The organism is Ruegeria sp. CDSB029, assembly GCF_059611125.1.
Genome location: NZ_JBXWOX010000032.1, coordinates 16825 through 30338 on the forward strand (window position 1 = coordinate 16825; position 13514 = coordinate 30338).

The 13514-nt window shown below is 53.3% G+C and carries 9 protein-coding genes and 1 pseudogene; 2 read left to right on the forward strand and 8 right to left on the reverse strand.

Annotated features, from left to right (window positions below; all coding sequences use genetic code 11):
* Positions 1-1030 precede the first annotated feature (1030 nt).
* From AC2FI8_RS22995 to AC2FI8_RS23010, 4 genes and pseudogenes are all read right to left on the reverse strand, one after another.
* Positions 1031-1405, reverse strand: coding sequence for a nuclear transport factor 2 family protein (locus AC2FI8_RS22995; RefSeq protein WP_496781088.1), 375 nt, complete (start codon positions 1403-1405; stop codon positions 1031-1033).
* Between the two features lie 522 nt (positions 1406-1927).
* A complete protein-coding gene (locus AC2FI8_RS23000) occupies positions 1928-3844 on the reverse strand; it encodes an adenylate/guanylate cyclase domain-containing protein (protein ID WP_496781089.1) in 1917 nt (638 codons plus the stop codon).
* Between the two features lie 67 nt (positions 3845-3911).
* Positions 3912-5096, reverse strand: a pseudogene (locus AC2FI8_RS23005) (transposase); the annotation flags it as partial.
* A 166-nt stretch (positions 5097-5262) separates the two neighbouring features.
* Positions 5263-6276: a GlxA family transcriptional regulator gene (locus AC2FI8_RS23010; RefSeq protein WP_496781090.1), complete on the reverse strand. Its 1014-nt coding sequence runs from the start codon at positions 6274-6276 to the stop codon at positions 5263-5265.
* A 502-nt stretch (positions 6277-6778) separates the two neighbouring features.
* On the opposite strand from AC2FI8_RS23010, the gene AC2FI8_RS23015 reads away from it, so the two are divergent.
* Entirely contained in the window at positions 6779-7597 is an 819-nt protein-coding gene (locus tag AC2FI8_RS23015) for a GNAT family N-acetyltransferase (RefSeq protein ID WP_496781091.1), read from the forward strand.
* 372 nt (positions 7598-7969) lie between these two features.
* Here AC2FI8_RS23015 and AC2FI8_RS23020 read toward each other — a convergent pair whose 3' ends face one another.
* Positions 7970-9250, reverse strand: a complete 1281-nt coding sequence (locus AC2FI8_RS23020) for a tetratricopeptide repeat protein (RefSeq protein ID WP_496781092.1) — start codon at positions 9248-9250, stop codon at positions 7970-7972.
* Between the two features lie 265 nt (positions 9251-9515).
* Between AC2FI8_RS23020 and AC2FI8_RS23025 the strand changes: the two genes are divergently transcribed.
* A complete protein-coding gene (locus tag AC2FI8_RS23025; RefSeq protein WP_496781093.1) occupies positions 9516-10436 on the forward strand; it encodes a sulfurtransferase in 921 nt (306 codons plus the stop codon).
* Positions 10437-10558: 122 nt separating this feature from the next.
* Here AC2FI8_RS23025 and AC2FI8_RS23030 read toward each other — a convergent pair whose 3' ends face one another.
* The 3 genes from AC2FI8_RS23030 to AC2FI8_RS23040 form a co-directional block, all read right to left on the reverse strand.
* Complete coding sequence (locus tag AC2FI8_RS23030; protein WP_496781094.1) at positions 10559-11572, reverse strand: LysR family transcriptional regulator; 1014 nt, start codon at positions 11570-11572, stop codon at positions 10559-10561.
* 521 nt (positions 11573-12093) lie between these two features.
* The gene (locus tag AC2FI8_RS23035; protein WP_496781095.1) at positions 12094-12873 is read right to left on the reverse strand and encodes a methyltransferase domain-containing protein; all 780 of its coding nucleotides are present in this window, start codon (positions 12871-12873) and stop codon (positions 12094-12096) included.
* A 221-nt stretch (positions 12874-13094) separates the two neighbouring features.
* Entirely contained in the window at positions 13095-13415 is a 321-nt protein-coding gene (locus AC2FI8_RS23040) for a carboxymuconolactone decarboxylase family protein (protein WP_496781096.1), read from the reverse strand.
* Between the last annotated feature and the right edge of the window lie 99 nt (positions 13416-13514).

Below are 13514 nucleotides of genomic sequence, written 5' to 3' on the forward strand. Positions count from 1 at the left end.
TTGAAGAAGTTTCGCGATCACTAACGTGGATTGGTGAAGGTTATCTACATGCCGGACGTTTCAAAGACGCGGCAAAATCGTTTGATTCTGCTCTGCACATTGGCCGCCAACTTGGAGATGAAAGTTGCGTCGGTTATTCGCTTGGGCTGACCCTGTGGTTGGACTGTATCGTTGCAGAAGGCGAGTGGTACTCCAAGTTGGAGTCTCAGGCGGACGTAGTGCAAGCGAAAGGCGAACAACTTGGAGATCGCTATCTAAAAACGCTGGCTTATTATGGACGATGGTGCCACGCGATACAGATCGGCAAAGTAGGTGTCGCCGTAGAAATGGCTCAATCATTGTTTGAGATGGGCGATCACGACAGCTATCCACCAGCTGAGTGCTGGGGTGCCTGTCTCCTTGCAGTCAGCCATGCGATGGCTGGGAACACGATTGCAGCGTTCCAATTTGCGCGCACCGGGATGGAAAGTGCTGCGAGCGGTTTTGACCGGCTTATGTCCGAACTTGCTTTAGGAATGACGCACGTGGCTTTATTTGAACCTGAACAGGGCCTTGAGCGTCTTGCCAAGGCACCGTGGCGCAGCGAACAGATTGGCGCATTCTACTTTGCGTATGCCGGGGACGCCGCGTATGGCTCCGCGTTGATCCAGACAGGGCGAACTGATGAAGGGATCAAATGGCTTGAGACGGGCATAAGCTACTTTGAGGAGCGTGGGAACTTCCGCGGTGCCTGTATTTCAAGATTGGAGCTTCTGAAATACATGGCCACAACAAAGCACTTGTCGGAAGCGCGACAAATCCTGCAAGAAATTCAGGTCAACGCAGCCAATTTGGAAATGGATGGGCTCCACTCGGAAGCAATGGGTATTGTTGCTGAAATGGAGCTACAAGCAAAGCATCCTGAAAAGGCGCTTCAGCTCATTGAACTTGGAATTCAAATTTGTGTTCCGCTAGGCTGGCCAACTCTGGAGCAGAGCCTAAACCACACCGCACTACGGATAAAAAACGCGTCCGTAATTTAACCGTTTGGTCAGAATGCAGCTTTCCACTGTTCGGTATCGACAAACCAGCGTTCTTCAATGATCAGGTCATCAGAATTGAACTTGAATAACACCGCGCATTGCGAGCCATTCGGCAGTTTGTCAGACCTAAACTCCACAATGTTCATGATCTCATTGTCACCCGGGCAATAGCGCAGATCAGTTATGTTGAAGCCCGGAGGCAGCGCCTGAACAATACCATCAAGAGCTGACCTAAAAGCAGTCCGACCCGCCAATATATCGTCCTGGCCGGGCAAAACGAAAATCATTTCCTCAGCATAGAAACTGACCAGCTTGTCCATTTCCCCCGCCGCAAGCGCTGCCCAACCTGCCTTCAGATCTTCTAATTGTTTTTCATGTGCCATTCCATAATACCCCTGTCGGCAATTGCGCGTTCTCAGAAAGGATACCATTTTTTTCTAAGGGTCGGAAAAATATCCCGGAGGATTGACGCGGTGCCTTTTGGCAATGGCAGAAATAGCCTGCTTGGGCCGACTGCCGGTATTGTTCGAGTAAAGAATACTAATCGGTTCACGAATGATCTTGCAGGACGTGATCCTCCAGCGAGAACTCTTGAAACAATGCCGCCTGCGCCTCTTGTCGCGCTCCCATTATCACCAATCCTCCCCCTCGTCGGGAGAATTGAATCAGCGCCATGCCAAACAATCAAGCGCGTGTTTTTCAACAAAATCGGCTCGGTGCTGCCGTTCTCTGCGGTAAGCATGATTGGCCGCTCGCAGCCCGAATCGGTCATTTAAAACTGGCCTTTCAGTTTCCAAGTTGCGGGACCAAGCGGCCACCGGAATAACGCCGTTGTAGGTCCATTTTATCAGACCAAAGTATAGTCAATCTAGAGCGCGCAATCTGCTTCCGGGACCGACAACGATTTAGCCTCGGTCGTTCAAATCCAATGCTCGATAAGTGCCCTCCGGCAATCCTGCCTTCCGGAAGGCATCAACGTAGGGCGCTATAAGAGCGTCCGGACGCTGGTAACGGCGATACACCCAAACAATGTCGGCGATTTTCACGCCGGGGCGCGTGGCTTCAAGCCGGTTTCGGGCGCGCTCAAGTTCGTCAGCGCGTCCAAGCCTGGCGAGAACCGTGACTTCGGGGATCATCGACCACCAATAATCCAGCAGCACGCCCTTGCGCGCTTCGGCAAGCGCAAGTTCGTATTCACCCTTGTGAAAGTGGTACTCCGAGAGCGCTTGATGCCAATCCTTGATGGTCGACCCTGGGTCGAGGTCGATAGCCCGCCGTACAAGCGCCGCGCCCAGATCGAAACGCCCGGTCCAGACCAGCCAGTAGCCGAACTCCGCCTCCACGCTGCGGTCGCCTCCAATAGCGAGCGCGTCCTCCGCCTCGGTGAAAAAGCCGTCGCGATCCCCATTCATGAGCAGAAGAATACCCAAGATAAGTCGGACACGGGCCGAGTTTGGGTTGAGTGCCTTGGCTTCGTTGGCGGCAGCCAAAGCTCGGTTGAGTTTTTCCTCATATGTGCCAGCATAGCGATCCCCAAAAAAGCTTAGATCTACACGCAATGCCTCGGCCAGCTGCGCCCAGGCGCGCCAATAATCCGGCTCTTCCGTGATTACCCTTTCAATGCAACCATGGACCCGCTTCTGCACATCCGGTCTATCGTACAAATCGTCATAAAACATGGTGCATTCATACGACGACAATCGTTCCGGCGGTTTTGCCCGTGCCCGCCTTTCGTCTGTTCGCCTGATGGCGCCGCGCGTGTCACCAATCGCAACTGCAACGCGCTCGGTGATCCGAGATTGCACATCAAAGAGATTGGCGGTCGTAAGGTTCTCATCGAACGCCTCGGACCAGACCTGCGCTCTGCTCTGGGTGTCGATCAGGCGTGCCGTAACTCGCAGACGATCACCCGCTTGTCGTACCGTACCTTCAAGCACCAAATCGGCACCCAAGGCTTCACCGATACCGCGCACATCCTGATGTTGCCCGCGGTAGGAGAAAGTGGTGTGCCGCGATAAGACGTTGAGGTCGCGATAGCGTCCGAGTTCGATAATCACATCCTCGCTGATGCCATCGGACAAGTAATCTTTCGACGGGTTTCCACTTAGGTTCTCGAACGCCAAAACCGCTATCGTAGGACCTGTAGGCCGGGTCAGAGCCGTAGCCTCGTCAAAAGGAACGGCTTCATTGGCACCCCAGCGATGCATGCCTTGCCAAACCACAAATGCCGCAGTGATCAGAAGCGCTCCGCCTATTGCCGCCTGAACGCCACGGCTCCTAACCCAGCTGCGGCGGCTGATTGCTCGGCTCTGAGGATTTACATGATAAATTCGCACCGGCTCAGAAATGTTCTTCAGGCGGGTTTCGCCCAAGTATTCGAAACCAACGTTAGCTTTGCCGGCTGCCTGAGTTGCAACAACTTCAGACACGCAAACGCTACCAGGCTCCGCCAACTCCTCAATCCGTGCCGCGACATTTACACCGTCACCATAAAGGTCATCGCCATCGATCATCACGTCGCCAAGATTTATGCCGATCCTCAATTCAAGCTGCTCTTCAGGAGACAGGTTGTCGTTTCTCTTCGCCAGTTTCGCTTGGATTTCAGCCGCGCAGTTCACTGCATCAACGACCGAAGCAAACTCCACGAGCGTTCCGTCACCCATTAGTTTGACGATGCGACCATGATGTTTCTCAACCTGTGGATCGAACAGCTCCGAACGAAGTGCTTTGAGAGCGTTCAAAACGCCGATCTCATTCGCGCCCATCAAGCGTGAATAACCAACCACATCAGCGGCCAAGATCGCGGCAAGTCGACGTTCCATTGGTGAAGTTTACGTCAGAAAGGTTCGTCATTCCAAGAAACGCCTAAACTCAATCCGGTATGCACGCTTGGGCGATAGCACGAGCCACGTTGCGGGATGGTTCGTGGATCGACCATCTTACCTTGCGCTGCGGCTCCTTCGGGCAGCATCGGCTCATCAGAGGGCAGATCTCACAGTCGAATTTACGGGCGCGGTAGCGAAGTATGCCGTCCTTGTCTGGTCTGGGCTCCCCCGGCTTTGTGAGGACCCGGCGGTATTGCTTGAGTTCCTTTCCACCGGGACAGATGTAGGTGTCGCTCTCAGTGTCAAAGGTGAAGTCGGCGCGCTCGAAGGTTCCATCGTTGAGGCCAGATTTGTCGATAACCGGGATATATGGAGCGATGCCGTGATCGGCGAGCCAACTCAGCATGGGTCCAGTGCCGTAGGCCGTGTCTGCGATCAACCGTTCCGGCTTGAATACATGGCGTGCGCGCACCCGACCAACCATGGTTCGGACAGTGCCGACCTCGGCCCGCCTGATCGACCGGGTTGCTTCGACATCCAGGATCACACCGTTGTCGGTGCCGATCAGATAGTTGGCTGAATAGGCAAAACAGGCGGGTCCACCTCGCGCACCGGTCTATTGCGACGCGGGATCGGAATGCGAGGTGAACTTCGGCTTCTCCGGCCTTGCTGCACCAAAGGCGGCGGCATCCAACGTATCCAAGTATTCCCTGACGGCACGGGGTGCATCTTCAGGGACGATATTCTCAGGCGACCAATCCTGCTGCGGTGAAGAGTTTTGCCGATAGGCGTCAGCTTGAATCAGACCGGCATCTGCCGCGAAGCGCTGGCCGCTTGCCAGCCCTTCCACGATACAGCGCGCCACAATCATCTCGAACAGGTGTCCGAGCAGATTGCTATCGCGGAACCGTCCGTGCCGGTTCTTCGAGAAGGTCGAATGATCGGACACCGGGTCGGTAAGATCGACGTGGCAGAACCAACGGTAAGCGAAGTTGAGATGCACCTCGTCGCAGAGCCAACGCTCGGATCTGATGCCCATTACGTAACCGAGCAGCAGCATCCGGATCATCAATTCCGGATCAACTGATGGTCGACCTGTCGAACTGTAGAATGGCGCAAGCTGCTGTCGGATATCAGACAGTGCGACGAACCGGTCTATACCCCGAAGTATATGGTCTTGTGGGACATAGTCCTCAATCGAGAACTCGTAGAACAGTGACCCTCGTGCTTGCTGCCATGGCCCCATCATCGCTCATTCTCCCGTTCAGTACGGGAATGAATCAGCGACTTGCGCGTCTATCAAGGAAGAGTTTTTCAACGGAATAGGCTGCCTCCAGTCACTTATGTGTAAGGCCGTGAAAGGCGGCACCGAGCCCTATGCGATCAATAGGATTGCCAATCTTAAACATCGTCCATCAGGAGTAGCTAGAAAACCGAGATTGACCGAACATTTTGCGATGTTCGACAGGGGTTAGTCCAGTCTTTCGCTTGAACAACCTCCTAAACGACGGCGTATCGGTATAGCCGACTGTTTCTCCAACCTCCGCGACGGAGCCGTCGGTGGTTTCAAGCAACTGCCGAGCCTCTTCAATTCGCAGCGCCAAAACGTAATCTTGCGGTGACTTACTCGTTGCTTTGCGAAAGCGTCGTGCAAACGTAGTTGGCGGCAACCCGGAACGTTTAACCATTTCTGCGACTGGGTTATCGATGGCGTAATTGTCGGAAATCCATAACTGAGCCCGTGAGATAATGGCGTCAGCATGAGGTGCCGTAGTGATCATTGAACTGAATGGTGACTGAAGTTCTCCGCGGTTGGCCATAAGCCAGACTTTTGCTGCCCGTACCGCCCTTTGCGTGCCGCCGTAATGCGCGATCAGGAACGTAGCGAGTTCCTGCCACCCGGTTGTCCCACCCGACGTTACGGGTCCGCGGGACGCATCAGCAAAGCAAAGGCCGCGGTCGATGCGAAGCCGCACATTTGGGTAAAACCTTCGAAAAAGGCCTTCCCAAGCCCAATGTGTGGTCGCTTCAATCCCATCCAAGATACCTATTTCCGCCAGATAGACCGCCCCGGTACAGGCTGACACGATACGCGTCTTGGCCAAGTCGCGCTTAGCAAGCCACGCTAAACAAGGATGTTGTTCGGGGTCGAGCCGGTCGTGCGGTGAAAGTGTCAGTCCAGGTACGACAATAATATCAGCGTGGTCTGCGTTCTTAAATGTCTGGTCTGGCGCGATCCACACGCCACTTCCGCAACGAAATCCCTCGGCGTCAGGGCCAACAAGGCTGACGTCAAATACCGGGGTAGGCTCCTCGCCGCTCACCAAATGTTCCCAGTCCCGCCCTGCGGCCACCAAAGTGTCATACAGGCCAAACACGCTGGAAGCGCTGGTTTCTGGGGAGGCAACGATCTGAACCGAAAATGGCATTGGTAAAATTCCCAAAGTGGTGAATTTACCCCCTTTTTAGCCGTTCTGCCACTCACGCAAAACGAATAATGTCGTGCAGCCTTCAAGGGCACGTAGTTCGCTGGAGGTGTTAGCGATGATGAACGCAGTTTGGAGTAATTTTTTTGACATTGAAAAGCCGATCTTTCCGAAGAGACCCGCGTCAGGAAAACTTAGCCGAACAGATGAACAAGGAAGAGAAACCGACAACTGCAAAGTGACGGAAGAGATATGGAAATCGGTGATCTATATCGGACCAGGCTGTTCACTGGTGAGAGACCGTTAGTTTGAGTAATTTCGATGTCAGCTTCAGTCCCGCTAGGCCGACATTGATGCCATCTGAACCGACCCGATGAACTACTGAAGCCGTCACATGGCCGGTCTGAGCCCGAAGCGGTCCATTCGAGAGGCAATGGTTTTCGATAACGATCCTTGACCCGACCCGATTTCTTGCAAGATGCTTGCGCAGCGAAAGGGCGGCAAGTTGGAAGCTAATCTCAATCGTTCTGGATACCGATTGCAGCCGAGTATGGTATCGGATCGATCAGATGTGGCAGAATACATATTTGAGGACGCAGAGGTCGTCAAAACTCTCGTTCACAACGCCTCTTCGCGTAAAGGTGCACTGGCGGCGACCGATGCTTGGATCGACACTCTTGCCGTCGATGGAGTGCGGAGCGCCAACAATGCCACACACATTGGTCTGTGGACCGTCCGGGACGAAGCCAGCGATAACCAATTTGTAGGAATTCGTGGCGTATTTGTTGCGCCGGGATTGCCCCATAATACAGTGGCGACTTTTGTTGCAGTCGCTCGTTCCTATTGGGGGAAAGGAGTATCAAGCGATTCATCCCGAATACTTTGTGGACACGTTTTCGAAACCTCTGACGCCGATGCGATCTACACGCGTGTATGGCCAAAATTGAACCCAGCGAGCGACGCAGTTCAACGTCGGCTGGGTTTTGTCCCTGCGGAACGGCATACGCTGCAAGATACATTTGGCAAAGCCCGGATGCAGGAAGTGCTAGATTTCGATCTGTGGCGAGCGTCCAATTTGCAAGGCGACGGTTTCGATGAGACGCTGCGCCAAGTTTCGATAAGAATTGGCCAGTTGGCGGCGGAAGATCTTTTGAGCCTCAAAGTGGCGGTTAAGAGAATTACAGAAGCGCTGCCAGACGTACTGGCGCAAGTCGAGGACATTAGAACCCAAGTGGCGAACGACGTCCGGCTTGGATTTCAAAATCCTGCGTGGGCAAGTTATCTAATGTCACGGGATAATTGGTTTGCGTCGCGAATTGTCTGAGTAATTGGCTAATGCAAATGATTGCTTTGTCCGGATAGTGTTGAAAAACTTGATTATTCTGCTTCCTCACTTATCCGCCAAAATCACTTGTATCAAAACAGTCGATACCGCATGCCCAGAGCTGGCCATGAACTACTCTCTCATCGGCAGACCAGTGTTTTGGCCAACCCCCTTTCCCAATTATCCGGTTGGCTTTCTACGAACTACTTTTTCGGCGGTTTTTGGCGAAAGTGGAGCTTTTCAACAGTATCAGCCCGAAACGGGCCTTCACCAGCGAGCTTTCTAGAACTCGAGAAGCAGACACTTCGGTTGATCAACATCGAACCTAAAGCGGACAAGCGCTCATAGCGGACATCAAAGAACATAGGCATCCTACCCCGCCAAACCTGCTACCGCATGGTCATGGGAGGTATGCGGTCGATGCATGTTGAGAATGCGTCGAGCTTCATTCGATTGTCCCGAAATTGCTAGCGCATGCGCCAATGAAAACTCAATTAAGTCGCGTTGCGCCCGGCTACCGCCTAGGCGTTCGTGCTCAGACATGACACCTACGAATTTCTCAATCGCTTCATCAGCATTTCCATCCGCCAGCGCGCGGAATGCGCCTGCGACAGAGGCAACGGTGGGGCCTGCGGGTCCCTTTGCGCGCTCTATGGTCGATTCCAGACGCTCTCTTTGTCCAGCCATGGCATGCGCAAGAGCGGCGTGAACATCCGCGAAAGCGAGGCCAGGTGAAGGAAAGAACTGAACAGCATAGTCACTGAGTTGCTGCCAGCACTCCTGAGGCACAGACTCGCCGGCTAAAAAGGCTCGGTGAACAATGGCCACACTATCCGTCAATACATTCAGTGGCGGTGCAGGAGGGCGGTCGGGGGAAACACATTCATCGAATATCTTCCACATTCCAGTCACATCGCCGCTTTCAAGCGCCCAGAGAGCCACGTGCCAACTGAGGTGACAGTGCAGGTAAGCAGTGGTGGGATAGTCTTGCCAGAAATCGCGCAGATAAGCGTAGCCAGCGTCCGTCTCCCCGTTCTCATAGTAGAGATGGGCCCTGACATGTGCACTGTGCGCGCTGTCTGGCTTCAACTCAAGCGCGCGCTCGATGTTTTCAGCGGCCAGGCCGATCTGTCCGGCCTCCATCTGGGCAAAGGCATGCTGGCAGAGAAACCACCAGTCGTCGCCATAGTGTGGCTTCAACATGGTTGTGTAGGCAAGCTGCTCTGCCTCGCGTCCTGCCTGACCTGAAAACCCTATTAGGCCAAATACGCTGGTACATGTCTGGGCCAGCAAAATATCTCGCGGATGGTCTGTGACGTGATCTCGGATGCGCCTGTAGGCCTGCGGTGCACGCCCCTCAATGAGATCGCTGATAATGTCGATCTGGGCGGCTTCGCGCAGGCTGACGCCTTGCGAAAGTTCCTTTGCGGCGGCTAATTCTCGCTTTGCATCTTGTCCGCGGCCGACGGTAACAAGATAGCGCGCAAGGCCAACATGGGGCATGGCAAAACTATCATCTGCCTGCATTGCAGAACGGTAAGCTTCTTCGACATCATCAAAAGCACCCAGAAAACGGTCGATGCCTTCAACATAGGCGTCACGTGCAGTTTGTGATGTTGTCGTTAGCGGGCTTCCGTACCGATCTTCGAGCATCCAAACCTTCCATTATCCGTTCCAAGCCTTTCCAGTAGTCAGCTATATGAGCATGCTTAACTATGAGTGAGTCAAAGGAAATCGACTTAACAAGGTGCCGTAATTTCAGCTTAAATTGCTTCCGATAGGCAATACGTTCATCGAAATCCAATTCCGACCATAGTGGCTCCGCCAGATCCCGATCTTCCAAAATTGGACTCCGAAGCCAATTTTGAGGATTATTCCATACGGCTCGACCGACGTCCGGTTAGAGGAGAACGTAGGGATGGCAACACATACTCGCCCACTCATTGATACGACTTGGTTGGCAGATAACCTGACCGACCCGAAACTGCGCATCATTGATGTTCGCTGGAAGTTTAGGGAGGAAAACGGCAAGGGTGTGGCCTACGACGACAGGAGCGAGTTCCAAGCTGAGCACATTCCTGGCGCCGTGTATGTTGGTATGTCGACGGAGCTTGCGGACAGCACTCAGAACATTCCCGATATGATGCTCGGACCTGAGGATTTCGGGAAAAAGATGCGCGAGTTGGGTGTATCCAATGACAGTCATGTCGTGGTTTACGATGACTCTGGGCTGCCCTTGGCTTCTGCACGTCTTTGGTGGGCGCTTTCGTACTATGGCCATGAAAATGTGCAGGTTTTGGATGGCGGTTTGCAGCAATGGAAACTGGAAGGTCGACCGGTTGAAGCTGGTGATCCATCCGTTGAGCCTGGCGACTTCGCTCCCAAGGTGCAGAGCTATTGGATTGCCAGCAAAACTGACGTTCTGGACGCGATAGGTAAGCCTGAGGTCAGAGTTGTGGACTTTCTGCCAAACGACCTCTTCCGAGGCGACGGTGTTCACACATGGGGAGGTCGCTCGGGACATATCCCCGGTGCAGTTAACATACCGGCGATATCGAACATCGATCCGGATTTGGCACACACACCTATTGCTGAGCGGGCAGCAAAACTAAAGGAACGAGGCTCATTCAGGTTGGCGGATCGCCTCCGCCTCCTTCAGCACTATCAGGACAAGGGAATTCAAACCGACGACGAGGTTATCGCGTATTGCGGTCGCGGTATTGCCGCCTCTTGCGGTCTCCTTGCGCTTCGCCACATGGGGTTCGACAAGTCGCGCCTCTATGATGGTTCCTGGGCTGAGTGGAGCGCCGATCAAAGCCTTCCGATTGAAACGTCCTGAAACCCCTGTGCGGAGAGGAATGGTTTAAACCGGCGCTCTCTTTGTCCGCTGAACTCGTTTAAATGCAAAAGAGCTTGTCTGCGTTTCACAAAGTATAGCATCAGTTCTTTTTTACTCGATCACTACTTGTAGATTGCAGCGTATCGAGGTGCGAAGAACTTAACGAAGCCTCTAACCTCTGGCCGACGATAGGCTTCCGGTGAAATGAGCATTAGGTGCGGCACCGCAAGTTCGGGGATTTCGTCGAAGCATCGGAGAAAAGACATGTCTGCTTCAACCAGCTTGACATTGCTGATCCCAAGACCTTGCCCTGATCTGATCGCCGCATGCATTAGCTCCAGTTCAGTGAAAGACATGACGATCTGTTCCGGTGCCACGTGATTGGTCAACCATTCGTGGAAAACATTCGGTACATCGTCCCGCTGAAAGGTAACAAACTGATGCCCGGCCAGATCATTTGTTGACCCCGGCAGGCCAAATTTGTCCGCGTAGTTTTTGCTGCCGAACAAAGACCAGCGTGCCGTGCTAATCTTCCGGCAGATCAGGTCAGGATCAGGATCGGTTCTCGCAAGGCGCAACGCAATGTCTGCCTCCCCGGCCATCAGGTCCAGCGCCCGAACACTGGACAAAAACTCGAATGCGACATCCTGATTGTCGGCGGAAAACGCGTTTACGATTTCGATCATGCGTGCTGAGAAGTTTGCCGAATAAGCGGTGATACGGATGGGTTGTGTCGACGTCAATTCTTTCGCGCAGTCGGTAAATTCGAGGACTGAAGCCTCGATTGCTTCGGCGAGGGGAACGAGGCGAAGGGCTTCTCGGGTCGGTTTGAACCCGTGCGTACCGCGCTCAAACAGCGTCAAGCCTGTTTCTTTTTCGAGAACATCAATGCGCCGGGCAACCGTTGGTTGGGAGACCTGTAGCTTTTTGGAGGCCGCAAGCGTCGATCCTTCTCTGAAGACAGAGAGGAACACGCGAATATCCGACCAATTTCGGAACCCGTTCTTCATTTTTGTAGAACAGCACAATTTTGTGCTGGATACCAGAAAAACGGGTGAACAGCTACTCTTGTTGCGACAGCGCAAGTAAGTCGGAAAGGACCACGAGATGGCTTCCCATACAATGTCACCCAGCATCTGGACCGTATTTGGTGGACTGTTCGGTTGGACAAAGAGAGGCTTCCCCGAAAACCGGGAATCACGGCCTACAGCCAACGATCTTCACTCGGAACGCGACTATATTAACGAGGTGATCTGGAGTAATCCGGACGCGTTTTCGAGTGAACTGGACGTGCAGAGCATGATGAATCTGTATCCGGGAAGGTTCTGACGACATTTGGTGACAATCGGCCGGATATGGCGATTGGATCACACCAAAGGCAGCTGCAAGCTGGAAGTGACAGCCACGTACCTGTGTTGTAGCCATAGAGTTAGCACCAACACGAGACCTTCTGTGCATTGCGTCTATCGCTGCGGTCGTTCGAACGCCTGATCAATGGCTGCGCGTCTGGCCCTTCATTGGGGCTTCAACGGCGACAATTAAGTTCGGACAAAAGATTGCAGCACCAATCACGACGACAACGATACCTGAGGGGGGCTCTTGAACTGTACCTTTCAGCGAGCCAGCGGAAGAACCGAGGCCAAGTCATTTCGGTCTATCAACCCCTTTTACGCGCCACGACGATAAATTGGGTCATCGAAAAAAAGAAGCGCCCAACTTTTGCAAGGCTAAGCTGTTCGTCAAACCACGATTGCGCAACAGCGGGATCAACATGGTCATTTGCGACAGCGTATTGCTTCATGAGGTGCATCATCATGATTGCGAGGCCATCAGGTTTTAGCTGGTGATCTGTCATTGTGAACGACAAGATATCTTCCACATGGTTGCCGCGAGCCTTTATCAGTGCGGGCAGTCTTTCCGGGACGGAACCACTCACAAAGTGCTGGTTCCAGGATGTCAGCATCTTTTGCATTCTGTCGGGCTCGTCGCTGAACCAAATCAAGCTGCCAAAGTGTAGATCGCTGATGACAAGGCGCCCACCGGGTTTGACGCACCGCAGCGTGTCAGCCAATGCACCGTCTACGTCTTCGATGTACTCAAAGACCTGTACCGAGACGGCCTTGTCAGCACGTTCATCCTCAATGGGCAAGTGATTTGCGGAACCTGCACTAAACTCCACGTTTGCGTAGTCGCTGCATCGTTCTTTTGCGGCTGCTGTCATGTCCTCGCTTGGGTCGACCCCGATGACATAACCATCCGAACCAACTGTGCGAGCCAACTCTGCCGTTAACAGACCGTTGCCACAACCAATGTCCAAAATAGTTTCACCGGGAGCAGGGCACAGCGCATCAAATGAAGCCTGTCTTCGCCGTGTCAACTCAGCTCCCTGATAGGCAATTTCAAGTAATCTCGTTGTCTCAGCGTCAAACTTAAGCAACTCTCCCCCCTTACAAAGCTCACAAGTCTCCAAACCTTATCAGAAAATGGGTTATCTACGAAAAGCCGGACGGATCATCGAGGCTTGAACATAGATCCACCAATATTACTGACGGCGCCGACTTGATCCAACGAATGGGACAACCCCGAGAGCGAAGGACGCTTCTGATTTCTTGTTGGTCCAGTTTTTCGTCACTGTTCGAAAGTTAAAACAACATCAATTCAAGGAATGTCGAGGCCATTCTCCCGTCCAAAATCGGTGTAGAAGGTGTCACTGCGGTATCGGATTAATGTGGCCTCATCCGCTTGCCTTGGATCGTTGCCAGGACTTTGGACACCTGTTCCTTCTATGAAGCGGTTCACGAGATTAAAAACACCACAGACCTGAATAGCATCGAACAACGCACTCTCCGACCAGCCTGCCGCGTAGACTGCATTTGCGTCGGCTTCCGTCATTCGTAATGGCGAGACAGTAAGCTTTTCAATGTATGCCAGTAACGGTTTGAGATGATCCTCGACGGGTGCCGTATCGCGATCTTCCATCAGTGCCTCGATTGTCTCGACCTGTCCGTCGTCAGGGATTTTGGGACAGATGGCCGCCTGATCTAAGAGAGGGTCTGGCTCAACTGGTTGTTGTGATTA